This window comes from Myxococcus hansupus (genome assembly GCF_000280925.3).
Lineage (GTDB): Bacteria > Myxococcota > Myxococcia > Myxococcales > Myxococcaceae > Myxococcus > Myxococcus hansupus.
The window spans coordinates 1,955,160-1,979,231 of the sequence record NZ_CP012109.1 but is presented as its reverse complement, the minus strand read 5'-3'; the positions used below and the strand labels follow the sequence as shown (position 1 = coordinate 1,979,231).

17 protein-coding genes and 1 tRNA gene are annotated in these 24,072 nt (G+C 67.7%); 10 read left to right on the top strand and 8 right to left on the bottom strand.

The genetic code is table 11. From position 1 onward, the window contains the following. Positions 1-319: 319 nt before the first annotated feature. From truD to A176_RS08125, 3 genes are read right to left on the bottom strand one after another with little or no spacing between them, the layout of a single operon-like run. Positions 320-1,354 (bottom strand): tRNA pseudouridine(13) synthase TruD, encoded by a 1,035-nt coding sequence (gene truD / locus A176_RS08135; protein WP_002640838.1) that lies wholly within the window; start codon positions 1,352-1,354, stop codon positions 320-322. Next, positions 1,351-2,697: a DUF4388 domain-containing protein gene (locus tag A176_RS08130; RefSeq protein WP_002640839.1), complete on the bottom strand. Its 1,347-nt coding sequence runs from the start codon at positions 2,695-2,697 to the stop codon at positions 1,351-1,353. The genes truD and A176_RS08130 overlap by 4 nt, the downstream gene beginning before the upstream one ends. A 7-nt stretch (positions 2,698-2,704) precedes the next feature. Beyond that, on the bottom strand, positions 2,705-3,694 hold the full coding sequence (locus tag A176_RS08125; protein ID WP_002640840.1) for a DsbA family protein: 990 nt from the start codon (positions 3,692-3,694) through the stop codon (positions 2,705-2,707). A 72-nt stretch (positions 3,695-3,766) separates the two neighbouring features. On the opposite strand from A176_RS08125, the gene A176_RS08120 reads away from it, so the two are divergent. Together A176_RS08120 and A176_RS08115 are read left to right on the top strand one after the other, a co-directional pair. Beyond that, positions 3,767-4,831 carry an asparaginase gene (locus A176_RS08120; protein WP_044891124.1) on the top strand — a complete coding sequence of 355 codons (1,065 nt, stop codon included), beginning with the start codon at positions 3,767-3,769 and terminating at the stop codon, positions 4,829-4,831. 57 nt (positions 4,832-4,888) lie between these two features. Continuing rightward, the gene (locus A176_RS08115) at positions 4,889-5,800 is read left to right on the top strand and encodes a GGDEF domain-containing protein (protein ID WP_044891111.1); all 912 of its coding nucleotides are present in this window, start codon (positions 4,889-4,891) and stop codon (positions 5,798-5,800) included. 171 nt (positions 5,801-5,971) lie between these two features. Here A176_RS08115 and A176_RS08110 read toward each other — a convergent pair whose 3' ends face one another. Next, the gene (locus A176_RS08110; protein ID WP_044891112.1) at positions 5,972-7,585 is read right to left on the bottom strand and encodes a HEAT repeat domain-containing protein; all 1,614 of its coding nucleotides are present in this window, start codon (positions 7,583-7,585) and stop codon (positions 5,972-5,974) included. A 111-nt stretch (positions 7,586-7,696) separates the two neighbouring features. On the opposite strand from A176_RS08110, the gene rpsU reads away from it, so the two are divergent. The 6 genes from rpsU (at position 7,697) to A176_RS08080 (ending at position 13,432) form a co-directional block, all read left to right on the top strand. Continuing rightward, a complete protein-coding gene (rpsU, locus tag A176_RS08105; protein WP_002614080.1) occupies positions 7,697-7,891 on the top strand; it encodes a 30S ribosomal protein S21 in 195 nt (64 codons plus the stop codon). 104 nt (positions 7,892-7,995) lie between these two features. Beyond that, positions 7,996-8,454: a GatB/YqeY domain-containing protein gene (locus A176_RS08100; RefSeq protein ID WP_002640845.1), complete on the top strand. Its 459-nt coding sequence runs from the start codon at positions 7,996-7,998 to the stop codon at positions 8,452-8,454. 333 nt (positions 8,455-8,787) lie between these two features. Next, positions 8,788-10,608, top strand: coding sequence for a DNA primase (gene dnaG / locus A176_RS08095; RefSeq protein ID WP_002640846.1), 1,821 nt, complete (start codon positions 8,788-8,790; stop codon positions 10,606-10,608). A gap of 92 nt (positions 10,609-10,700) precedes the next feature. Beyond that, positions 10,701-12,824, top strand: a complete 2,124-nt coding sequence (rpoD, locus tag A176_RS08090) for an RNA polymerase sigma factor RpoD (RefSeq protein WP_002640847.1) — start codon at positions 10,701-10,703, stop codon at positions 12,822-12,824. An 81-nt stretch (positions 12,825-12,905) separates the two neighbouring features. Beyond that, positions 12,906-13,280: an MGMT family protein gene (locus A176_RS08085; RefSeq protein WP_044891114.1), complete on the top strand. Its 375-nt coding sequence runs from the start codon at positions 12,906-12,908 to the stop codon at positions 13,278-13,280. A 79-nt stretch (positions 13,281-13,359) separates the two neighbouring features. Then, positions 13,360-13,432 (top strand) — tRNA-Ile (locus tag A176_RS08080). A 63-nt stretch (positions 13,433-13,495) separates the two neighbouring features. Here the strand turns inward: A176_RS08080 and A176_RS08075 are convergent. Next, a complete protein-coding gene (locus tag A176_RS08075; protein WP_002640849.1) occupies positions 13,496-14,278 on the bottom strand; it encodes an endonuclease/exonuclease/phosphatase family protein in 783 nt (260 codons plus the stop codon). A 165-nt stretch (positions 14,279-14,443) separates the two neighbouring features. After that, positions 14,444-16,054 carry a mechanosensitive ion channel family protein gene (locus tag A176_RS08070; protein WP_082282705.1) on the bottom strand — a complete coding sequence of 537 codons (1,611 nt, stop codon included), beginning with the start codon at positions 16,052-16,054 and terminating at the stop codon, positions 14,444-14,446. 943 nt (positions 16,055-16,997) lie between these two features. On the opposite strand from A176_RS08070, the gene A176_RS08065 reads away from it, so the two are divergent. After that, positions 16,998-20,111, top strand: a complete 3,114-nt coding sequence (locus tag A176_RS08065) for a hypothetical protein (protein ID WP_144429517.1) — start codon at positions 16,998-17,000, stop codon at positions 20,109-20,111. A gap of 135 nt (positions 20,112-20,246) precedes the next feature. Here A176_RS08065 and A176_RS08060 read toward each other — a convergent pair whose 3' ends face one another. After that, on the bottom strand, positions 20,247-21,167 hold the full coding sequence (locus A176_RS08060; RefSeq protein ID WP_002640853.1) for a hypothetical protein: 921 nt from the start codon (positions 21,165-21,167) through the stop codon (positions 20,247-20,249). A 200-nt stretch (positions 21,168-21,367) separates the two neighbouring features. Further along, a complete protein-coding gene (locus A176_RS08055; protein ID WP_002640854.1) occupies positions 21,368-22,609 on the bottom strand; it encodes a M20/M25/M40 family metallo-hydrolase in 1,242 nt (413 codons plus the stop codon). A 26-nt stretch (positions 22,610-22,635) separates the two neighbouring features. Between A176_RS08055 and A176_RS08045 the strand changes: the two genes are divergently transcribed. Further along, positions 22,636-23,825 (top strand): IS3 family transposase gene (locus A176_RS08045; RefSeq protein WP_226993910.1). Its coding sequence is split into 2 segments (ribosomal slippage): positions 22,636-22,918 and positions 22,918-23,825, totalling 1,191 coding nucleotides; the frame shifts between segments, so codons are not numbered across the junction. Positions 23,826-24,072: the final 247 nt, after the last annotated feature.

Genomic DNA, 24,072 nt, shown 5'->3' with positions numbered 1-24,072 from the left:
CGCACAGGCCGGGGCACGATGAAAGACGCCTCCCGGGCCACCTGCCCGCGGAGGCGTCTCCATTTTGGAGGCGCGGTTCGCTCGGCAGCCGCGCCGCGTGGCACGTCCGGAGCACCCTGCCGGAGGAAGCGGTTCCGTTCCGGGAAAACGGTCGCCCGCGCTACGGGCCACGCAACTGGGTTGGTAGGCCCTCACCAACGGGCGACCTCCGCCGCCTCGCCAGCGCAACCGTCCTTGATGCAGATTCGCCGCCGGCGCCCGCGCGGCGAGACGTGGCCGGCATGCCTTCACCCAAGGCAGCCTCCGCCGCCTCGTCGGCTCAACCGTCCTTGAGCAACTCGTGGAGGACCTCGGTGGCGTACGCGCCCCGAGGCAGCTCAAACGTCAGCCAGAGGTCCTCGCCCTCTGACCTCGTCTCCGGCGTCAGCTCGGCGGCGCCTAGACGAACACGGTAGGGCCGACGGCTGCCTTCCGTCTCCCCGCCCCCGCGCTTGAAGTCGTCCGGCGTGACGCCCTCTTCCGACAAGAGCCGAGCCTCGGCCTCCGCCACGGCTCCCGCGGAGGCGGTCATCTTCGGCCCGAACAGGGGCCCCGCCGGGCTCACCTCGAACGCCGCCACGCGCGGGCCGTCCACGTCCGGCGCCTCGCACACGAACAGGCCGCCCGTTTCTTCCTTCCGCAGCACGTCCCCGAGCAGCGCGGTGGCCAGCGTGCCCGCGGTCAACCGCTCCGCCAACGCGCGGTTGAACATGCGCGACTGAAAGGCGGACAGGAACAACTTGCGCTGGAACCGGTCCGGCCGCTTCGGCAGCCGCTGGCCCAGCACCAACAACCGGCCCAGGTCCGCGTTGTCGCCCGCGCGGCCGAAGCGCTGCTCGCCGAAGTAGTTCGGCACGCCCTGCGCCACCAGCCGGGAGAAGCTCTCCCGCGCCGCACCCACGTCCTTCACGCCCCGCAGCCGCAGGCGGAAGCGATTGCCACGCAGATGGCCCGTGCGGAGCTTGTTGCCGTGGCGCTTCGTCCAGAGCACCTGGACACCGTCGAGGGCGAAGTCCGCCACCTTCGGCTCGGCGCGCGCGGGCACGGACACGAGCTGCCGGGTGATGGCCTGCCGGTCCTTCATCCCCGCGACGCCGATGTCATCCTCGGAGACGCCCAGCGACGCGGCCAGCGCGCGCACCAGCTCGCGCGTATCGCGGCCCCGCTTCTCCACCCAGAGGTAGAGATGCTCCCCTTCCCCGGAAGGAAGGTACGCGGGCAGCTCCTCGACTTCGAAATCCTCCGGCACCAGCTTGAAGGCGCCCCCACAACCGGGCACCTCCGCCGTCAGGCGCGGCCATCCAGAATCCGTCACGGTGCCTCGAGCGTGGCCAGCAGTTCCTTCACGCGCCGGGCCAAATCCTCGTCCGCGCGTGACTCCAGCAACTCACCGGCCTGGAAGAGTAGGAAGAACATCATGTCGCTGAGCGCCTGCCGGAAGGTGGCCAGCGGCTCGCTGCCCAACTGCGCCCGGTGGCGCTCGAAGCTCTCGATGAGCTTGTTCTCCGGCAGGCTGCCATCCGGGACGAAAGCGAGCCCCTCCAGCACCGGAGACGACGTGAGCCCCTGCCCGGAGAGCGCGGCGTTGGCGGCGGCGATGAACTCGCGGTCCATGCCCTGCTTGGCCACCTCGTCGCGAATCTCCCGGTAGATGAAGTTGAAGACGCGGGCCACCGGGCGCGGATCCACCACCGCCACGGGGCGCGCGGCCGGCCGGGCCTGCGGCGTCGCCGAGGCCGTGCGCTCGGGCGGCTGCGGAATCGGCGTCGGAACGCCGGGGGCCGGCACCATCAGCGGCTTGTCCGTCACCGCCGCGAAGCCTCCCTCCAGCAACCGGAAGACGACCTTGGTGACGTCGAACTCGGACAGCCGGGCCGCGTGCCCCAGCTCGAGCAGCGTGCGCCGCCCGTCGAGCAGGCCGAGCACCCGGTCCTCGTCCTCCTCCAACTTGCCGTCGGAGGGGCGCTTGCGCGTCACGTACAACCGGCCGTGGGGGATGCGCTTCCGGAAGTGCGCCATCTCGTCGATCTTCCGGATGCTGTCCATCAGCAGGCTCTGCGTGGAGAGCTGGATGATGTGACCCGACTTGTCCTCCACCGGCTGGTCGATGAGGAAGAAGTTCCCCTCCCGGCACAGGACGATGGCGTGGAAGATCTCACTCACCTGGTGGGTGACGCACTTGAAGAGGTCGTGCGACTTGAGCAGGCCCTTCTCCACCAGCGCGCGGCCCACCTTGGACGGCGGGTGCTCGCGCAGGGTGGACTCCACCTGGGGCCGCTCCACGTAGCCCATCCGCACCAGCACCTCGCCCAGGCGGTCCGCGGGGTCGTCGGAGGACGCGCCCCGCACCTCGCCATCGCGGAGGGTGACGGAGCGCTCACCGCCCGGGGCGTGCACGCGCACGACGCCCGTCCAACGGGACTGGCTGAGGAAGGCGATGAGGTCCGACAGCGGGAACCCGCCCGCGTCGCCCGACAGCACCACGCGAGGCAGAGGAATGGAGCCACCCTCCGCGGGCGTCCGCGAGAACACCAGCAGGTCGGGCGCTGTCGCCATCAGCGCATACGTCCCCGAGCGGCCCGCGAGCGGCGAGGGCGCGAGTCGGTCCTCGGGGACGAGCTGCGCCGATGCGTCGATGCGGAAGCGGGGCGTGGTCATGACGGCGTCAGTCAGCCGCCCAGGCGTTCTTGTTGGCGGACCACTCCAGCTCGTCTTCCAGGCTGTGGGTGAGCATGTTGGCCTCCACGAAGGACAGCTCCACCGTGCGCCCGTTGAAGTACACCGAAGGCGTGCCGCTGATGCCCGCCGCGCGGCCCTGGCTGCGGTAGTTGTCCAGCTCCTCCTTATACGCGTCCGTCTTCATCAACGCGGCCAGCTTCGTACCGTCCAGGCCCAGGGATGTCGCCAGGGTAGCAATCGCCTCCGGGCGGAGGTTGGACTGGTGCTCGAAGAGCGCGTCATGCATCTGCCAGAACTTGCCCTGGTCCCGGGCCCACAGGACGGCCTGGGCCGCCGGCACCGCGTTGGGGTGCATGGACAGGGGGAACGGCAGGTAGCAGAAGCGCACCTGCTGCGCGTGCTTCTTGGCGAAGGCTTCCAGGATGGGACGGGCCTTGGCGCAGTAGGGGCACTCGAAGTCGGAGAACTCCACCACCGTCACGGCGGCGCTGGCGGCGCCCATGCACATCCGGTCATCCACCTTGAACTGGGCCCGAGGGCTCGGGAACCCCTGGTAGTACGCCGACAGGGTGAGGATGGCCTCGGTGGCCGGAACACCGTCGGACACCATGCGCGCGGCGAGCTGCGTCATGCGCCGGGCGTGCTTGCAGGGGGTGTGCGACTTCAAACAGGCGCCCAGCGTGTGGGGGCAGCCGCAGTAACAGAAGTTGTCGCTGAGGACGTCGGCCAGCTCCCGCTTCGCCGTGGGCGACAGCGAGGAGAAGTCCATGCCCGGGATGCCCGACAGGACGGTGGCCGGATCCGCGGGCGCGGAGGGGGCCGCCGGGGGAGGCGTGGCAGGGGCCGCGGGGGTGGGCGCCGACGACGCCGACTGGCCTCCAGCGGGGGCCGCGCTCTCGGGATTCTTGCACCCCGGGGCCGTCAGGACCGCGGCGGCCAGCAGGGGAACGACACGCTTCCAGCAGGAAAGGAGCACGCGGCGGGTCTTAGCGACGCGCGGGGGGCTTGTAAAGCAACGCCAGCCTTGGCAGGGAAGCGGCTGTTCATCATGCCCAGAGTCCTGCTGCTGCATACGGGGGGTACGCTCGGAATGGCCGGGGGACGCCCGTCCGCCCTGCGCCCCGCGGCCTTCTTCAAGACGCTCAAGGCCCGCGTGCCGGAGCTGTTCGAGCTGGCCGACATCGAGTTGGAGCTGTTCAGCAACCTGGACAGCTCGGAGATGCAACCCGAGCTCTGGAGCCGGATGGCGGCCCACCTCCATGCGCGCCTCCCCCACTTCGACGGGGCCGTGGTGACCCATGGCACGGACACGCTGGCCTATACCGCCAGCGCCCTCTCCTTCATGTTGCGCAACCCGCCCTGCCCCGTGGTGCTGACGGGTTCGCAGCGGCCGCTGGGGAAGATCCGCTCGGACGCGCGGCTCAACCTCATCGACGCGGTGATGTCCGCGCTCCAGGGCCCCCGGGAGGTCACCATCTGCTTCGACTCGCACCTCTACCGGGGCAACCGCGCCCGCAAGGTGAAGGTCGCCGAGTACGACGCCTTCGACAGCCCCAACTTCCCCGTCCTGGGCACCCTGGGCGTGGACGCCACCTTCGAACCCGGCCTCAAGTCCCGGGGCGCCTTCCGCCTCTTCGAGCGGTTGGATCCACGGGTCTTCCTCCTCAAGGTGTACCCGGGGCTGGATCCGTCCCTGCCGCTCCAGCTCCTGCCCCATGTCCGGGGCCTGGTATTGGAGGCGTACGGGGCCGGAAACTTCCCCATCGACCCGGAGCTGGGCCGCTCGCTGCGGCCCCTCTTCCTCCAGGCGCGGGAGCGGGGCGTCCCGGTGGTGGTGGTCAGCCAGGCGCACCGGAATGGGGTGGACCTCTCCTTGTATGAGTCGGGGGCGGCGGCCCTGGAGGCCGGGGCGATGGGGGGCGCGGACATGACGCCCTCGGCGGCCCTGGTGAAGCTGATGCAGGGGCTGGCCTACCACTCCGGCTCGGAGCAGGGCCTGGGGCGCTACATCCAGGCGCCGGTGGCCGGAGAATTGACCGTCGGACGCCCGACAGTCGCCCCGGAGGCCCCGAATCGTCGCCGCGCCGCGCGACGGTCCCGAGGGGAGTCGTGAAGAGTCGGGCAGTATGCTTGCCGCCGCGAAAAGGCGGCCCGTAAGATGGGTGCCGCGATGTCCGAGGAGAAAACTTCCGTCCATTCGATTTCGGACCTGCTGGGCAGTGCCCAGCAGCAGAGCGCCTATCTGATCGTCATCAGCGCCAAGTCCGCGGCGGGCATCGGGCGCATGTTCAAGCTGGACCGCTCCGAGGTCGTCCTCGGGCGCAGCTCGGAGGCGCAATTCCAGGTGGAGGACGACGGCATCTCCCGCAAGCACGCCAAGGTGGTGGCGCTGGGGGATGGCCGTTTCCAACTGGTGGACCTGGCCAGCACCAACGGGACGTACCTCAACGGCCTGAAGGTCAACGCCGCCCCGCTGTACGACGGCGACAAGATCCAGATCGGCTCCAACACCGTCCTGAAGTTCTCCATCCAGGACGCCCTGGAGGAGCAGTACCAGCGCAGCATCTATGAGTCCGCCACCCGTGACGGCCTCACCCGCGTCTACAACAAGAAGTACTTCCTGGAGACGGTGCGCAAGGAGTTCAGCTACTGCCTGCGCCACCGGGTGCCGTTGTCGCTGGTCCTCTTCGACGTGGACCACTTCAAGAAGATCAACGACGCGTATGGCCACCCCGCCGGGGACTATGTGCTGACGCGCATCGCCCAGCGCGTGAGCGACACGGTGCGCACCGAGGACCTGCTCGCGCGCTACGGCGGCGAGGAGTTCGCGCTGATGCTGCGCGAGTCCGCCGAGGATCAGGCCCTGGCGTGCGCCGAACGCTGCCGGTACGCGGTGGACAAGGCGGACTTCGTCTTCAGCGGCACGCCCATCAAGGTCACCATCAGCCTGGGCGTCGCCACGCTGCTGGACTCGGACTTCTCGCAGCCCGAGGACCTCATCGCCGCGGCGGACAAGTACCTGTACAGGGCCAAGCGCGCGGGCCGCAACCGCGTGGACGCCAAGGCCGTCAGCGGCCTGTAGACGGAGACTGCGGGCCCCGCGGCGAGTCGTCGCGAGGCCCGTCGCCACCACCGGGCCGTCTCGAGGCGCCTCCCCCGCGCGCTCCGAGGCGAGGCCCGTGGGCGCAGCGGCCCCGAGCCAATGGCCGACGCCCAACCGGCGCAGCGCTTCACGCGACACGTGCTTCGCGAGCTACTGGCCGAAGCCCAACCGCCGCAACGCCTCACGCGACACGTGCTTCACGTGCGCATCCGAGTCCCGGGCCGCTGCATCCGACAACGCGGCGGCGGCATGCGCCCCACCGATGCGCCCGAGCGCCTGCGCCGCGGCGACGCGCACCGGCGCCTCCGTGTCCCCTCGCAAGCACACGGCGAGCGCCTTCACATGCGGGGCACGGCCAATCTGCTCCAACGCTTCGGCGGCGGCGGCTCGCACCTCCGCGTGGTCCGACTCCAGCAGCATCGCGGCCTCATCCCCTCGCGACGTCTGCCGCTGGAGCGTCAGCAACTCCAACGCCGCGCTCACCACCTCGGGCGCGTTGTCCCGCAGCGCCCGCGACGTGGCCTCCGGAACCCCCGGGTGCCGCGTCGTCAGCCCGCTCAAGGCCCGCACCGCCCCCGCGCGCAGCGGCGGCTGACCGTCATTGAAGAACGGCTCCAACGTGGCGACGCGGTCCCGAGCCCCCTCCCCGCAGTCCGCGAGCTGGGCCAGCGCCGCGCCTCGAACCCCGGCGGGCAACGCCTTGTCACGCGCCGTCCCCAGGAAGAACGCCGAGCACCCGCGCTCCCGCGCCATCGCCTCCAACCATGGCCGTGCCCGGTTCGCATCACTCGACTCCAACCTCCGCTCGGCGGCCGAGCGCAGGGGAACGCCCTCCGCCTCCGCCAGGGCCCGCGCCGCATCCCGCCGCACCCACCGGTCCGAATCCCCCAACGCCTGTTCGAGCTCGCGCGTGGCCAGCGGCCCATACGCCCGCAGCTCCTCCACCGCGCGCCGGCGCTGGAGCGGATCCGCCACGGTGAGCTGCGGCTGTATCGCCTCCAGCTCCTTCGAATAGACAGCGAAGAGCCGGTTGATGCGCGCCTCCTCGCCCGGCTTCGCCTCATCCAACAGGAGCCGGCCCACCGACGTGCGGCTGCGTCCGGCCACGACCTTGAGCGCGCTCGCGCTGACGGCGTCCACGCTCTCCGGCCGTGTCGCCATGGCCTCCAGCACCACCCGCGCCGGCTTGCGGCCCAGGAAGCCCGCGAGGTGGGCCAGCGCCGAGCTCCGCACCGCCAGGTCCTCCGAATAGAGCTCCAACTCCAGCGCCTCGCGAATCGCGTCCCGTCGCCCCCAGACCCGGGCCGCCGCGTTGGCGCCTCGCGGGCCGCCTTCCCGCAGGAACTTCGCGGACGAACTCCCTGCCTCCGCCGCCGCGCGGGCTGCCGTCAGGCAGGCCTCCAGGTTCGACGCCGCGGGCTGCGCCAGCACCCACTCCGCCAGCGCCCGGCGATCCGAGACGCCCATGCGCTGGGCATCCGCTCGCACCGCCGCCCACCTCACCCGCCAATCCGAATCCTTCATCGCGGAGACGAGCGGCGCCCGGGGGATGGGCCGCTGGCCCGACAGCGTCTTCACCCAGGAGTCCACCCGACCACCCGGCAGGCACGACGCGCAGGTGCGGGCCCGCAGGACGGTGTCCGTCACGTGGCGCTGGCAAGACATCCAACACGCCTGGGTTGGCGTCCCACCCTGCTGCTGGCCGGTCGTCAGGAGTACCACCAGGAGGAGGGCTGGGCTCACGAGGAGGACAGTGTAGTCCATCGGCCTTAGCGTTTTCGTCCGGCGTCCTTGCGTTTTCCCGCCCAGTGGGTCATACCCGCGAGCCCTTTTGATCTAAACCTACATCTACGTACGGCGGAAGGAGGTGACTACATGCCCGGTATCCGAGTGAAGGAAGGAGAGTCCATTGAAAGCGCCCTCAAGCGCTTCAAGAAGGCCACGGAGAAGGCTGGAATCCTTTCCGAGATCCGTAAGCGCGAGCACTACGAGAAGCCTTCCGTGAAGCGGAAGAAGAAGGCCCTCGCCGCCAAGAAGCGCGCTGTGAAGAAGGCCCGCAAGTCGTTCTAGGCGCGTGCCTCGCGCGAGGAGCTGGGGCGCCACCGCTGTCAGGTGCCCTGGCTCCCGCCGTCGAAGTCCCCCTGAACAACGTCTCACCTCCCGGAGTTGCGACCATGGCCACCCTGAAGGAGCGGATCGACGCGGACCTGAAGGACGCGATGCGGTCCAAGAACGAGCTGACGCTCAGCGTCCTGCGGATGCTCAAGAGCGCGGTGAAGTACAAGGAAGTGGAGCCCGGTGCCTCCGCCCTGGATGACGCGGGAATCCTCACCGTCATCGCCGGCCTCATCAAGCAGCGCCGTGACTCCGTCGAGCAGTTCAAGTCGGGCGGCCGTCCGGAGCTGGCGGAGAAGGAAGAGGCCGAAATCACCGTCCTCCAGAACTACCTGCCCAAGCAGTTGACCTCCGACGAGCTGATCGCCGAGGTCCGCGCCTCCATCACCGAGACGGGCGCCAAGGGTCCCAAGGACATGGGCGCGGTGATGAAGCACGTCAACGCCAAGATTCACGGCAAGGCCGAAGGCCGCGCCATCTCCGAGGCCGTCAAGGCGGAGCTCGCGAAGCTCTCCTGACGCTTTCCTCGGTCTGAAGTCCGCACGGGCGCTGTCGGGAAACCGGCGGCGCCTTTGCATTGAGGGGGCTGGACAAGCATGCGGAAACTTGCTCACCCGCGCCCCCGTCATTAAGTGCCTGGGTCAGTCCCACCGCGACACCCGCTCACCCCGGCGGACGTCACGGGCCGGGGCCTCAGGAGTCCACCCCATGCCGCGACCATCCCCTCCCCTTCCGAGCGCACCGGCCCTGGCCCTCCAGGGGACGATCCGTCAGGTCGGCCGTGGGGCAGGCGACGTCAGCCCAGGCAAGCATGATGGACCGGCTGAGCCCGCCCAGGGGTGGGCCAGGGGGTGGGAGCCGTGATTCCCGAGCACAAGATCCAGGAAGTCATCGAGCGGGTGGACCTCGTCGGGCTCATCTCCCGGCACGTGGAGCTGAAGAAGTCGGGCCGGGAGTGGAAGGCCTGCTGTCCCTTCCACCAGGAGAAGACGCCCTCGTTCTACGTGGTGCCGGAGAAGCGCTTCTATTTCTGCCATGGCTGCCGCGCGAGCGGCGACGCGGTGTCCTTCGTCCAGCGCTACCTGGGAAAGACGTTCCTGGACGCGGTGAAGGACCTGGCGCGTGAGCTCGGCGTGGACCTGGAGGCCGAGCAAGACCCCAGCATGAAGGAGCGGCAGCAGATCAAGGAGGCCACGGACCTGGCCGCCGAGCACTTCCGCGCAATGCTGTGGCAGCAGGACGAAGGCCGCGCCGCCCGCGCCTACGTCGCCAGCCGGGGCGTCTCGGAAGAGACGGCCGCGGCCTTCGGGCTGGGCTGGGCGCCCCATGAATGGGCCTCGCTGGCGGACCGCTTCCAGAAGACAGGCATGCTGGAGTGGGCGGCCAAGGCCGGCCTGGTGCTCAAGCGCCCGAATGCGGACGGCTACTACGACTTCTTCCGCAGCCGGCTGATGGTGCCCATCCGCGCGCCAGAAGGCCGCCCCATCGCGTTCGGTGGCCGCCTGGTGGGCGCGGACGAAGGGCCCAAGTACCTCAACTCGCGCGAGTCCCGGCTCTACAACAAGAGCGAGACGCTCTTCGGCATGGACCAGTCGCGCGACGAGATGCGCAAGCGCAAGGCGGCCGTGCTCGTGGAGGGCTACTTCGACGCCATTGGACTGCACCAGGTGGGCGTGCGACACGCGGTGGCGCTGTGCTCCACCAACCTCACCGCGGGGCACATGCAGGTGCTCAAGCGCGCCGAGGCCCGCGAGCTGATTCTGCTCCTGGATGGCGACTCGGCGGGACTTGCCGCTGTCGAACGGCTTGCCGGTCCCCTGCTCGCCGCGGGGGCAACCGCCCGAGTCGCCCTGCTTCCGCAAGGGGATGATCCGGACACGTTCGCGCGTCGAGTGGGCCAGGAGGGCGTGGAGAAGCTGCTGGAAGGCGCCCACCCGCTCACCACCCACCTGTTCGCCTCGCTCCTCCCCGAGGGCAAGGCCGCGAGCTTCGAGGAAAAGATGGCGGCGCTCGAGCGGCTCAAGCCGGTGGTGGGACAGGTCCCCATGGGCCTGGTGCGCGCCACCCTCTTCAGCGCGGTGGCCGAGCACTTCGGCTGGCGGCCCGCGGACGTGGAGGCCGCCCTGCGCAGCAAGGTGCCCCTTCCCAAGCCCGCCGCCCACGACGCGCCTCCTTCGACCCCCAACCGTCCAGCCCCGCCCCTGGAGAAGCCGCCGCCGCCCCTGGAGTGCTTCTACGTGGGCGCGGTGTTGAGAGAGCCACGGTTGATGGCACGGGACACCTTCCGCGTGTGTGACGAGCTCTCCCACATGGGTCTGCGAATGGCGCTGGCGCATGCGACCTCCGGGCATGGCGCGAAGGATGCGCTCTTTGAATCCACGGAAGCCGTGAAGCGCGGCATTGAAAGCGCGCTGCGGCAGCTCCCCTCGGACCCTGTCCAGTTGGAAGGCTCCTTCCTGGCCATCTGCCGGGAAATCATGGTGCGGCGCATCGACGAGCGGCTCGTTTATATAAAGCGGGCGACGGAACAGACGCCGGGAGCGTTCGACCTGACAGAGGAGACGCGCCAGCTCCTCGCCGAGCGCGTGGAACTGTTGGCGCTCAAGAAGCGTGTCCTGGAGGAGCTCAAGCCTGCCTCCTCGGGAACAAAGGCGCCCATGCAACCGGTTTGAGTTCGCGTTTGTAAGAAACCCTGACTTTGCGGTAGATCGGCCGGCTCGCCCAGGCCTCAAGCCCCTGAATTTGCTCAAGGAGAAGTACCCGAATGCCGACGCAGAAGCCCTCGAAGGCGTCCGTGAAGCCCACCAAGAAGAAGGTGGATCCGGTGATCCGCAAGAAGAAGGCTCCGGACGGTGCCACGGCGAAGGGGGCCAAGACGGGCGCCGAGGAGAAGGAAGAGCTCGCCGCGCGGGACGTCGTCGCCGAGGCGACGGAGAAGCTCAAGAAGAAGAAGAAGGGCGTGGCGCCGGTCGGCGATGACGTGGACCCGGAAGAGGCCGCGGAAGAGGCCGCCGCCGCCGTCCAGGTCGACCCCGACGCCGTCGAGGACGACATCGAGGAGGATCCGGTCGCCGAGCGCAAGGAGGTCAAGGACCTGCTCGCCGCGGGCCGCGAGAAGGGCTTCCTCACCTACGACGAGGTCAATGACGCGCTCCCCGCCGACATCGTGTCGTCCGATCAGATCGACGACGTGATGAGCATGTTCGGCGACAACGACATCGAGATTGTCGACGCGCAGAAGGCCGCTCAGAACAACGAGATCAAGCCCACCGTCACCGTCGAGGAAGAGAAGGAAGACGCCGACGAGGACGAGAAGGACGAGGACGACGAGCCGGGCGGCAAGTCGAACGACCCCGTGCGCCTGTACCTGCGCAAGATGGGCAGCGTCAGCCTGCTCACCCGCGAGGGCGAGGTCGAAATCGCCAAGCGCATCGAGGAGGGCGAGAAGGAAGTCCTCCGCGCGCTGCTCGCGTGCAAGGTCGCCGTCGAGGAGATCCTCGACATCGGCAACAAGCTGAAGACGGCCAAGCTGCGCGTGCGCGACGTCATCAAGGACGCGCCGGAAGAGTCGCAGGCCGAAGGTGCCGACGAGGCCCCCGAGGAGGCTGGCGAGGGTGACGCCCCCGCGCAGCTCGCGCAGAGCGAGCTCAACAAGATTGAGCAGATCTGCAAGCAGATCGAGCGCTTCCGCAAGTTCGCCATGGACTGCGACGTCTTGGAGGAGGAGCTGTCCTCCAAGAAGAAGCTGACCGACGTGCGCAAGAAGGAAGTGAAGCAGGAGATCAAGGACCTCCGGACCAAGATGATGGAGGTCCTGGAGGAGATGCGGCTCAACAAGAAGCAGGTGGACCGCATCGTCATCAACCTCAAGTCCCTCATCGAGCGCGTCGACAAGGCCGAGGACGAGCTGCGGGACCTGGAGCGTCGCTACGACTGCTCCATGAAGGACCTGCGCCCGCAGTTGAAGGAGTCGCGGGAGAACCCCAACATCGGCAAGAAGCTGCAGAAGCAGCTCAACCTCACGCCGGAGCAGTTGGAGGTCCTGGACCGCGACGTGCGCACGGCGGTGCGGAAGATCAAGAAGGTCGAGGAGGAGGCCAACCTCCCCGTCGAGTCCCTGCGCCGCAACTACGACGCCATCCGCCTGGGTGAGCGCCGCGCCGAGCGCGCCAAGAGCGAGCTGGTGGAGGCCAACCTGCGCCTCGTGGTGTCCATCGCGAAGAAGTACACGAACCGCGGCCTGCAGTTCCTGGACCTCATCCAGGAGGGCAACATCGGCCTGATGAAGGCCGTGGACAAGTTCGAGTACAAGCGCGGCTACAAGTTCTCGACCTACGCCACCTGGTGGATTCGTCAGGCCATCACCCGCGCCATCGCGGACCAGGCCCGCACCATCCGCATCCCGGTGCACATGATCGAGACCATCAACAAGCTCATCCGCACCAGCCGCTACCTGGTGCAGGAGATTGGCCGCGAGCCGACGCCGGAGGAGATCGCGGAGAAGATGGAGCTGCCGCTCGACAAGGTCCGCAAGGTCCTGAAGATCGCCAAGGAGCCCATCTCCCTCGAGACGCCCATTGGCGAGGAAGAGGACAGCCACCTGGGCGACTTCATCGAGGACAAGAGCCTCGTGTCGCCCGCGGACGCGGTCATCAACATGAACCTGGCCGAGCAGACCCGGAAGGTGCTCGCCACGCTGACGCCGCGTGAAGAGAAGGTGCTCCGCATGCGCTTCGGCATCGGCGAGAAGTCCGACCACACGCTGGAAGAGGTGGGTCAGGACTTCGAGGTGACGCGCGAGCGCATCCGTCAGATCGAGGCCAAGGCGCTGCGCAAGCTGCGCCACCCGAGCCGCTCCAAGCGCCTGCGCTCCTTCGTGGAGAGCTGAGCCGCTCCGTGAGTTGAACTCGCACCGGGCCCCCGCTCCAGTCATGGACCGGGGGCCTTCGTGTTTCTAGAGTCCGGGTTCGTGGCACTCCGAGCGAAGACGAAGACACCGAAGGCAGCGCCCCCGCCCTTCGCAAAGGCGGTGTGGCAGGCGATCCGGGCGATCCCACGCGGGCAGGTGCGCTCCTATGCCCAAGTGGCGCTCTACGCGGGCCGTCCGGGCGCCGCGAGGGGCGTGGGCCGGGAGATGGCCACCCTGCCCCATCAGCCCGAGCTGCCGGTGCCCTGGTGGCGCGTCACGCGATCGGACGGGACGTTGGCGCCCCAAGTGGCCCAGGAGCAGGCACGGAACCTCCGGGCCGAAGGCGTGGAGGTGACCCAACGTGGGGACACCTTCCGCGTGAAGGTGGCCCGGGAGACGCCGCCGCCCGCGAAGGTTGCCAGGCGAAAGCGCTGAGGCTGGGTAAAACGTGGCCCCTTGCCAGGACTGCGCGCCCAGGGATAATCAATCCGTTACGCGGTTGGTTGGCGCATGAGGGCCCTTAGCTCAGCGGTTAGAGCTGTCGGCTCATAACCGATTGGTCCCTGGTTCGAATCCAGGAGGGCCCACTTCCCTCAATGCCTTGCAAGGCTCCGGAAACCTTTCCGGAGTGTCTGTCCATTTGAACGCGACTACGGCGCCGGAACGGTGATGTTCATCTTCACCGGACGGTGTGAGTTGTCACCGGTCTGCGGCAGGAACTGGAGTCCCTGGGTGCCAATGGCCGGGGAGACGTAGAAGCCGTCGATGCGCAGTCCCGAGTCCGGACCGCGCGGCTTCAAGCCCGTGCGCGCGCCAATGTCGTTCGGGTCGCTGTCCACCACCTTGTTCCAATCCGCGCCCAGGACGAGCAGCGGCTCACTGCGGTTCGCGAAGGCCACCACGCTGTCCGCCATCCGGGCGTAGGGGCTGGTCGGTCCCGTCTGACAACGCGGGGGCGGCATGTGCAGCGATGCGACACGAATCCAGCGATTGTTGTGGAGTTGCACGTCCACGCTGGCAATCCACCGGGTCATGATGCCGCCGTCCGGGCAGGGGCTGGCGTCCACCCCCTTCACCAGGTGCAGCTCCCCAATCTGCTTCACGGCGGACTTGCGGATGACGACCGCGCTCCCCTGCCGGTCCTCCGACGACGTGTCCTGACGAACCGCCCATCCATCCCCAAGGATGTCGCGCATCCGAACGTACTTCACCTCCTGCAGGAACACGATGTCAGCCTCGGGGCCAATCGTATTCCAATCTCTGCGAGCCGCCTCGCTCCGGTGGAAATCAAGATTGGCCGTCACGACCCGCAACTGCGCCTGCGCCATCGCCGCGGGCATGGGCGAGGACTGCTCCACGCGGGCCCAGGCCGCGCCGGACGCCACCATCACCGCGAGAACCGCGCCCGTCAGGGCTGCCCATCGCTTCATCATCTCACCCGTAGCTTTCAAGGACGGCGTCACCGACAGCAGAAAATCAAGAACGAACCCACGCCGCGCGGGCCGCGTTCTTCATGCCCCGCGAACCACTGGCTCGAGGCGAGGCATTGACGCCCCGCCTCCAAGTTCGAGAGACAGGCCTGAAGAGGAGCCGCGAGGTTACCGGTTCGAGGCGGCGAGCGCCTGGGGCTCTTCCTGTGACGGGGCCACGGAGAGGGCGGGGAGCCACGGGCCCCCGTCGTATTCCACCGCCTTGGGATAGGGGAACTCCAGGCCATTGGCTTTGAACGCCTCGATGAGCAGCCGGTTGAGCAGCCGCTTCACGTCGAAGTGCGTCCCTGGCTGAACCCTGGCTTCGATGCGCAGGGTCATGCAGCTCTCCTCCATGCTCTCGATCCCCAGAAGCCTGGGGATTTCGGACACCTTCCCCTGCGACAGCATGGGTACCTGCTCACACACCTGCCGAATCACATCCATCACCTTCTTCAGGTCGCACTCATAGGCCACGGCCATGTCCACGATGGCCAGCGTCCAGCCGCGACTGTAGTTGATGACATTCTTGACCTCGCCATTGCGGAGGATGTGAAGGCGTCCGAAGCGATCTCGAATGCGGGTGATGCGAGGCGTTATCTCCTCCACCACACCCTCTGTATCGTTGATGCGGATGTAGTCGCCGTTCAGGATCTGGTCCTCGAAGAGCAGGAAGACGCCGTTGACCATGTCCGTGACGATGGCCTGCGAGCCCAGGCCCACGGTGAGGCCGACGATGCCGGCGCCCGCGAGGATGGGGGTCGGGTCCACGCCCAGGTCGCTGAGCACCATCATCCCCACCAGGAAGTAGACCAGATACTTGGAGGCGCCCTGGATGAGAGCGACGAAGGTGTTGCGCCGTCGGGCCGCGTCATCCAGGTCGGGGCCGTCCACCTTGAATCCCCGGGCGATGAGCAGCCGGACGAACTCCACGACGACGCTGGCGGCGAAGAACAGGGCGATGACGCGGATGAGCACCGGCCCATAGGGGGCAAAGAACTCCAGACCCTGGAACCGACGGATGATCAGCGTCGCCACCGAGATGTAGACGATGGCCTCCAGGCTCTTCTGCCCCACCGGCAGCAGCCGGCCAAGAGCCAGGAAGTACTCCTCGTACCTCGAGGCAGTGCCCTTCGCCGCCCAGGACCCGACCAGCCGCCCGGACAGCAGGTGCAGCAGGGATACCGCCAGCCGCCCGCCGCTGATGGCCAGCAGCACGAAGAGGGTCGTACCAATGAGCCAGTCGAACGCGGCCGGAAGCTGCAGCGAGGCGACCGCCACGCCCACCGCGAAGTAGACCAGCACCAGCTTGATGAAGCCGGGCCCCTGCTCCACCGCCTTCTGGGCATGCACCCTGTGCTCCGGGGCCAATTGCCACTCGTTCAACCTGCGTTCGAGCCGCACCAGAACCTGACGCGCCGCGCGCTCCAGCACCACGACGGCCGCCAGCAGCAGCACCAGCAACCCCGCCCCACGTCCCAGGTCCGCCAGCCCTTCCGCGGTCACCCCCGCGAGCAAGGCGTTGAAGTGGGGAGCCAGGTCCTTCTTCGCCCACAAAGAGAAACCCAACACCGCGATGCCTGCGACCACCACCACGAAAGACAGGAGGGCGGCGCTCAGCCGGGCGCGCTTGCGAAGGGCGTCTGCAACCTGCTCCAGCGCCGTCATGCCCACCAGCCGGATGCCCTGATACAGCAGCGCGCTGGAGGCCACCAGCAAGGCCCAGAGCGCGAGCAGCATCAATGCCACGCTCAGGCCAACAAGCCATGCGTTATTCAACTCAACCGTATCCGCGAGCCTGAAGATCTCCATGCAATGACGGCATAGCACGCAAAACCGAATAGTGCATCGCAGGCGGAACGGGCAGACCCCACGCGTGTGAGGCACGGCGAGGCAAAGCTCCGCCATCAGCATCCGGGACACGCCCGTGCGCCCGCGTGCGACACGAACCGTCGGCCCCGGGGAGGGCCCACGAGGCCCCCTCGGAAGGCTTCACCAGGAAGCGATCGTTCGACACGCACCGGGTGCCCTCAATAGCCCCAGAGTCCATCCGGCGGGCGCGCATGAGGGAGCCCCCATACTGTCCAGGTAGTGTGCGCCGGAACTCGGAGCCCGCGCCGTTTCATCGGGATGCAGGTGCAAGGTGGCCCCTGACGGCAGGCGCCCTGTCGTCCCTGCCAGCAGACGCGAGGTGCCAGTTTCCGGGATGTCGCGTTTACGAACGTCTTTGTCGCGCAGCCAGAAGCCGACTGCTCACGACCTATGGAAAGAGGGCGGGCTGAGGGCATGCATCCCATGACCTGATTGGACAGCGAGACACCTTCAGCGCGTAGGCATCGCTTGCAACCCCTCGCTTCGCGCGACGAGCAGCGAGACAAGCGTCATGAAACAGAGCGTCGACATGGCGCTCGCAGGGATTCAGTAACAGCCCATTCCGTACACACGCGATGCGTTCGTCCGTGAGGACCCAGTCAGGCTGACGGGGCCCGCGGCATCTCAACCCATCGTGTCGGCACGGCGGCATGACGCACGCGAACACAAAACTCCCCGTCTCAAACAACCGCGCCGAATCGCCCAGGAGGGCTTCATGCTTGGCGGATTTCGACCAACAACAATACATGCAACAGCAGTCATCGCGATGGTGTGGGGCCTGGGACTTTCCGCCCAGGCCGCGCCGGTGCCAATGACCTCCGACGTCCTGGCCGAGCACCTCTTCTCAGCCCAGGTGCAGGTCCGCGAAGGTGGCCATCAGGGACTGGTGCGCCTCGTGCTCTCGGCGGAGCTCGTCGAATGGCGTCGTCAGAATCCAGCGGCCACTTCGGCGGAGGTCCACCAACACCTGACCGGCCTCCAGCAGCGTCTGGCCGCGTCCATCCTGGCTTCGGATGCGATGCTGTCCGAGCCCGTCGCCGCGCTGAAGCTCGTCGCATTCCTGTTCACGGACGCCCAGAGCGCCGCTGCCTCCTCGCCCCAGCTCCGCCTGCTCGTGGACAGGACGCTCGGCGCCTCCGTGACCACGTTCGACACGCGAGAAGACCTGGTGAATGGCTCATTGCGCGCCACGGCCTGGCTGCGCGCGCGCAACGAAGTCGAGCTCGCCGTGTGGACGGCGGTCCGCCGGCAGGCGGCCCAGGACGCCACGTTCGCATTCCGGTGGAACGAAAGCCTGGGTCAGCCGGTGGGCGTGGACGCCACGGCCCCGCTGGCGCAGCTCAAGTCCGACCCACAGCTCCTCGTCCACCTGGACATCGACGCCATCCTGGCCCACCTGACGTCCCAGGAGTCTTTCCTCCAAGAGATTCGACGCCAGTTCGAGCTGGTGGTCGTCGCGCTCGCCGCGGAGAGCGAACAGGCCCGTGCCCGACTCGCGCAGTTGTTGAGCATCTGCCCCGCCACGCCCACGACGTCCTGCACCCCACAGCAACGCGCGGCGGCCACCGCCACCGCGGAAGCGCAGCAGAAGGAAATCGATGTCGCCTCGGTCGCGGCCAAGCTGCTGGGAAATCTGGCGCGCATCGCCAACGCCAAGGAGGGTGAGAAGATCGAGAAGATCGCGGCTGCATGGTTCTCCATCGTCACCGCCATCAACAAGTTCGACACGTCCGTCGCCGGCCTCGGCGCGGCGGGAGCCCTCACCTCCGGCGCGTCCCTGGTGCTGGTCGCGAACGTCCTGGGCGCCGTGATGACGCTGGTGGGCCTCCTGGGAGACAGCGGCCCCTCGCTCGACCAGCAAATCCTGCAGCACGTCATGGCACTGAGGCAGGAGGTGCGCGCGCTTCATATCGAGATGCGCGAGCGCTTCGACCACATCGAGCTGGCCCTCAACGTCATCTTCGGCACCATGCTCCAGGAGTTTGACCGGCTCAATGCCGCCATTGCCGGCAACACCGTCGCCCTCATCCACGTCCAGAACCAGCTCGCCGAACAAGCGCTGCGGCTGGAGTCCGTGGCGGCCACCATCCTGACTGCCATCGGAGACGTCGAGCTTCATGACACCCGCGCGGATGTGAACCAGTACATCGGCTACGCGGACACCTATGGCCACCCGATTCCCACCTACGGCGAATACACGGGCCCCGAAAACGAGTTCCACTACGCGGCCACTGGCATCGCGACGCACGCGGCCTTCGTGGTCCCGCCCTCGCTCGCCATCGCGCCGGGCGTCAACCCGACCGACATCCTCAACAGCTACGGCGAGTCCAGCTCGCTCAGCTACCTGGCCCGGCTGGGCAGCTTCCGTGACTCCCGCGTGGCCTCGCCCTCGAGTGCCTTCGCGAACCCCTCGGTCTGGAACTTCGCAGCCCAGGCCTACGCCCTGCTCGCCCTGCAGAACCCTGGCTACGCAAGGCAGGTCAACTCGACACGGAGCGCACAGATTTCGCTGGAGGGTCAGCGCATCCTGGACGTCGCTTCGAGCTTCAGCCGTCCGGCGCCGCAGCCCGACTCCGCGGGCCACCTCACCAATCCCATCTTCACCAGCCTCATCAACGAGCACCGGTCCGCGCTCGTGAGGTTCGGCAACCAGTTGACCACCCTCCGGACGGGTGAGGTGCTGAGGCGCCAGGAACGGAACGTGTCTGTCCCCAAGACCTACAAGGTCTTCGCCCCCGCCAACCAGCCCATCCCCGAGTCGACGCTGCCACCGGACCTGGCGAGTCTCACCAAGTGCACGCCCACCTCGTGGAATCCACAGCTCACGCGTCCGACCAACGTGACCTACAGGACGCTGGCAACCGAGCTGCGCTTCGCGAACTACGCCTACTCGCCCACCGTCGGACAGACCCTCGAGCTGCCGCAGCTTTCTCAGTGCTACGACGTGTCCTGGGTCAATGCGCGAGAGGTCTACTCAGGGAACACCTACTCGCGTTACGCGAGGCTCCGGCTCGCGATCCACACCCGCTTCCGCTGGGCCGCCCAGAGCGATCCCCAGCCGCCTGTGTTCCCTCCTCGCCCAAGCAAGAACCCCGACCTGACGTGGGTGAACGCCAAGACGGCAACCTACACGTGGCCTGAAATCCGTACCCACCACGAGTGCCTCGGCATTCACTGCCCGACCAATCCGCCTCCGCCCATCGAGGTGGAGGACGCGCTCCTCGTCCGCTGGCCACGCGACAAGGCCCTCTTCGAGCAGTCCGCGACCATCTCCACCAACTCGGCGCTCATCACCTCGGCGCAGACGCGGATGACTGCGTTTCTCCAGGGCCGGCAGCGTTGGTACTACTACCGGGTCCTGACCGAGCTCTACAACGCCAACACGCCACTCCAGGTGGCTGCCGCCGACATGACCCGGGCGGCGCGTCAGCTTCAGGCCTTCACGCGGATGGGCTTCCCGGTAGCGCTCGGCAGCGACGACCTGCTCGGGAGCCTGCTCTTCGGCCAGCGCTCCATCCCGGTCGACATGGCCTCCAGCCCCCAGCTCAGCAATACGTTCGCCACCGCGTTCAATGCTTACGCCTGCTCACCCACGTCGTCCCCGGGCCGGTCCTGCGGTGGTGGCACGTTCTATCCGCTCGCCGGGCAGCCCCACCTGGACACCACGCCCGGGTCGGCGCCGGCGCCCTTTCCGGCCTGCCGGTCCACGACGCTGGGCGTGCCCGGCGTGACGCAAGACGACCCCGTAGGTGACTGCATGATTGGCGGCGCCCAGGCCCGACTGAACGCGCTTGCCGCACGCTATGCGCACTACTCACGGCTGCTCGCGGATGGGACATACGTCGAGGAGCTGCCCTGGATTGCCAGCACGCTCGACACCCTGCCCCTGGTGGACACGCTGGTGCGAACCAACGTCGCCCACTGAGCGCCTGCGTTCACGCCAGGACGTCCCGCACACCGTTGGATGACGGGAGGCCCCTGTCATCCAACGGTGGGTCCGAGGCCAGAGATGAACGTCTCGCTGGCACATGCGTGAAGCTTCGGAGCCACCACCCGCCAATCAGGAGGTCGGTGGCACGATCTCACGTGCCGAGGGATAGGCGAAGTCGACCCTCCGCCAACCGTCCACGCGAAAAGTCGTCTCCCAGCCGGCCCACCTGGCTGCCCGGTCGTAGTGACCGGTGCTCTCGCCATCTCGGTCATGCCATTCAGTGAAGAGGTGGAACTCGTTTCGCGGCGTCCCGGAGGCGTCGAAGGGCTGCGTGTCCAGGAACAGCAGATTCCGGGTGCCGCCCTCGACCAGATACGAGACCACCTTCACGCCGAGCCAGTGGCCTTCCTGCAGTTGGTAGTCGAAGGAAGGCGTGAGCGCGAGGTGGTCGTAGGTCGGGTGGTCGAGCTCGCGGTAGGCCTGGGGCGAGACGCCTCCGAACGGGACGCTCATGCCAACGCAGCTCGAGCGAGCCACCTCGGGCTTCGTGTGCTCGCCGCCACGCATCTTCCAGGACATGGAGTGGTGCGTCCCGTTGTCCTCGTGAACCCGCACGTAGACGGTCGCCTCGAAGTTCAAGAGATCAGCAGGGCTGCCAATGAAACCGTTCTCGAGAGCGCCGTCACGCCAAGTGAAGGACTGCTCGCCACCACCGGGACGGAGGTGGAGCCGCACCGTCTTTCCCGCGGGCTTGCCGCTCGCGTATGTGACGCGGTGACCGGTGGTCGACCAGTAGGGGATGCCGGCATCGAAGCCGGGCGTGGCCGCGTCGCCCTCCATGTCGAACAATGGCGCGGAGTCAGTGGGGTCACCGTCACCAAGGTAAAAGCTGCTGCCAGAGGGCTCGGAGGGGAACAACATCCCCACTCCACTGGGACCGACCTCCGCCACGGGAGCGGGAGGAGCCGCCGGGGCGGCGAGCGCCGGAGCGGCGGTGCCAATGACGAGCACAGAGATGAACGACGCACGGAAGCTGTTGGGGATCGCCATGAACGACGCGAACCGCCTGCGGTGACGAGATTATCCCGCGCGAGAAAGTCACGGAGCGTGCGGAGAGGCGAACCAACGGCGTGATGCGAGGACTCCGTTCGACGGACCTCTCGGGAGCGTGCATGCTCCGCACAGCCAACGAGCGCAGCGTCTCGCTCGGCGGGGGACCGGCGCATGATGGAATGCGCGCTTGCCGGCGCTCAAGGTTCCCGCTGCCGGGCCTCCTCCACCAACGGCGAAGCAAACCTCCGGAAGAAGCTGGTGTCGTTCCAGCGCGGTCGCTCGGGAGTATTGGCCACGGCGAGGGTGAGGTCCGAGAGCAGCCGGACGAACTTCGCCGCCGCCTCCCGGTCCATGGGCTGGCGCAGGTCATCCGAGGGCGCGTGGTAGTGGCGGGTGTGCCAGGCCTTCATCAAGCGCTCCTCGGGGGAGCCCGGCGCGTGACTGAACTTGAAGGACAGCGCGGGGACGCCCTTGCGGATGAAGGCGTACTGGTCGCTACGGATGAACAGCATGCGGTTGGGCGCGGGGTCTGGAACCAGCGTAACACCATGGGCCGTGGCGACCTGCTGAAGCGGCGCCACCAGGGAGGACTCCTCCTGCCCCAAGGCCAACAGGTGGTTGAGCGGGAACAACGGCAGGAACATGTCCATGTTGAAGTTGGCGACGATCGAGGACAGGGGCACCGTCGGTTTCGCGGCGAAGTAGCGAGCCCCCAGCAGTCCCTTCTCTTCTCCCGTCACCAGCAGGAAGAGCACGGAACGCTTCGGCTTCAGCGCCTGAAGCGTCCGAGCCACCTCCAATACCGCGGCCACGCCCGTCGCGTTGTCCATGGCGCCGTTGTAGATGGCGTCGCCCTTCACCGGCACACCGACGCCGATGTGGTCCAGGTGTGCGGTGAGGACGACGTACTCCTTCGCCAACGTGGCATCACTGCCGGGCAACACCCCCACGACATTGGAGGAGGCCACCGGAGCCTGCTTCCACTCCGCCCGCGCCTCGAGCCGGCTGGGCAGTTCGAAGCGCGGCAGTGGCCGGTTCGCATCCGCCATCGCCAGCACGTCCTTGAAGGAGTGCCGCGCGCCAGCGAACAGCTTCTCGGCGTGGCGAGAGTTGAAGACGGCGCTCACCTTCAGCCCCTGGTCCTCGACCAGCGACGGGTCGGCGAAGGTCATGGCCGGCTCGAACCGCGACGAGGCCACACGCGCCCAGGGCATCTCCTCGCTCTTCGGGTTCTGCAACATCACGACGCCCACCGCCCCTGCCTTCCGGAGCGCCTTGATTCGTTCCTCCGTCGAGCTGTGGTGGGCGCGAAGCGCACCGGGGATGTGAGAAGGCCCACCGTAGAGAAACACGGCCACCTTTCCCTGGAGCTCCAGCCCCTCGAAGTCGTCATGTCCCGCTTCGGGGATGGAGTGGGAGTAGCCCGGTTCCGTGGACACCCGAGATGTGATGGAAGGAGCACGGGATGTCCGCGACTGACGAGAAGCAGAGGAAGCCCCGTAGGCCACGCCGGGAGTTCACGGCGGAGTTCAAGGCCGGGGCGGTGAGGCTGGTGCTGGAGGAGGGGAAAACGATTCCCCAGGCCGCCCGAGACTTGGACCTGACGGAGTCAGCGCTGCGGCTGTGGGTCGAGCAGACGAAGACGGACCGGGGCGGGGGCAGGCCTGGAGCGCTGACGACGGTGGAGCGCGAGGAACTCTCTCGGCTGCGCAAGGAGAACCGGGAGCTGCGGATGGAGCGGGAGATACTAAAAAACGCGGCGGCCTTCTTCGCGAAGGAGATGAAGTGAAGTTCTCCTTCATCCACGCGAAGAAGGCCCTCTTTCCCGTCGCTGTCCTCTGTCGTCACCTGGGCGTCTCACGCAGTGGCTACTACGCCTGGGCGGCGCGGCCCGAGTGCGAGCGGAAGCAACGCGACCGGGCGCTTCATCTCGAAGTGGCAGCCGTCCACCAGGAGAGCCGGGGCACGTACGGCGCTCCGCGGGTGCATGCGGAACTCAAAGCGAGAGGCCAGCGGGTGGCGCGGAAGCGAGTGGCTCGCCTGATGCGCCAGGCGGGCCTGCGTGGCCGTGCACGGCGTCGCTTCGTACGGACCACCGACTCGGCCCACCACCACCCCGTGGCGCCGAACACCCTGGAGAGGAACTTCCAACCCGGTCAGCTCCACCGTACGTGGGTGGGTGACATCACCTATGTCTGGACCGACGAGGGCTGGCTGTACCTGGCGGTGCTGCTGGACCTCTTCAGCCGCAAGGTGGTGGGCTGGGCGATGGGCGAGAGAATCGACCGCGGCCTGGTGCTGCGCGCACTCGACATGGCGTTGCTCAGCCGTCCCGCCCCGCAACTTCACCACTCGGATAGGGGCAGCCAATACGCAAGCGAGGACTACCGCCGGCTGCTGGAGGAGCACGGCATCGGATGCAGCATGTCGCGCAAGGGTAACTGCTGGGACAACGCCGTGGCGGAAAGCTTCTTCTCCACCCTGAAGTTGGAGCTCGTCTACGTCACCCGCTTCAAGACGCGTGAGGCGGCGAAGCAGTCGCTGTTCGAGTACATTGAGGTGTTCTACAACCGGAAGCGGCGCCACTCAGCCCTGGGCTACGTCTGCCCTGCGGAGTACGAGCGGATGGCCGAAACCAAGAGGCTGGCAGCATAGTCAACCTGTCCACCGAACCGGAGCAGGCCCAGGAGAGGCCATGTCCCACGAACACCAGCGGGGCATCCACCTGCCCCGACTCCCCCAGGCGTGAGCCGATGATGGCATCGCGACCGATGACCAGCGGGCTGCGTTTGCCCCCACGCACCAGGGCCAGGCGCGAGCTCGCATCCACCAGTTGCCGTGAAACCAGCGTCACCTCTTGAGCGTACCCCTTGCCCACGCCCGGCTGGATGCCCATCGCCGC

Coding starts and splice junctions, on each gene's coding strand:
- rpsU (WP_002614080.1), top strand. CDS start 7,697: ATGCCCGGTATCCGAGTGAAGGAAGGAGAGTCCATTGAAAGCGCCCTC.
- A176_RS08110 (WP_044891112.1), bottom strand. CDS start 7,585: ATGGACTACACTGTCCTCCTCGTGAGCCCAGCCCTCCTCCTGGTGGTA.
- A176_RS08115 (WP_044891111.1), top strand. CDS start 4,889: ATGTCCGAGGAGAAAACTTCCGTCCATTCGATTTCGGACCTGCTGGGC.
- A176_RS08065 (WP_144429517.1), top strand. CDS start 16,998: ATGACCTCCGACGTCCTGGCCGAGCACCTCTTCTCAGCCCAGGTGCAG.
- A176_RS08120 (WP_044891124.1), top strand. CDS start 3,767: ATGCCCAGAGTCCTGCTGCTGCATACGGGGGGTACGCTCGGAATGGCC.
- A176_RS08070 (WP_082282705.1), bottom strand. CDS start 16,054: ATGCTGCTCGCGCTCTGGGCCTTGCTGGTGGCCTCCAGCGCGCTGCTG.
- A176_RS08100 (WP_002640845.1), top strand. CDS start 7,996: ATGGCCACCCTGAAGGAGCGGATCGACGCGGACCTGAAGGACGCGATG.
- A176_RS08075 (WP_002640849.1), bottom strand. CDS start 14,278: ATGATGAAGCGATGGGCAGCCCTGACGGGCGCGGTTCTCGCGGTGATG.
- A176_RS08060 (WP_002640853.1), bottom strand. CDS start 21,167: ATGGCGATCCCCAACAGCTTCCGTGCGTCGTTCATCTCTGTGCTCGTC.
- rpoD (WP_002640847.1), top strand. CDS start 10,701: ATGCCGACGCAGAAGCCCTCGAAGGCGTCCGTGAAGCCCACCAAGAAG.
- A176_RS08130 (WP_002640839.1), bottom strand. CDS start 2,697: ATGACCACGCCCCGCTTCCGCATCGACGCATCGGCGCAGCTCGTCCCC.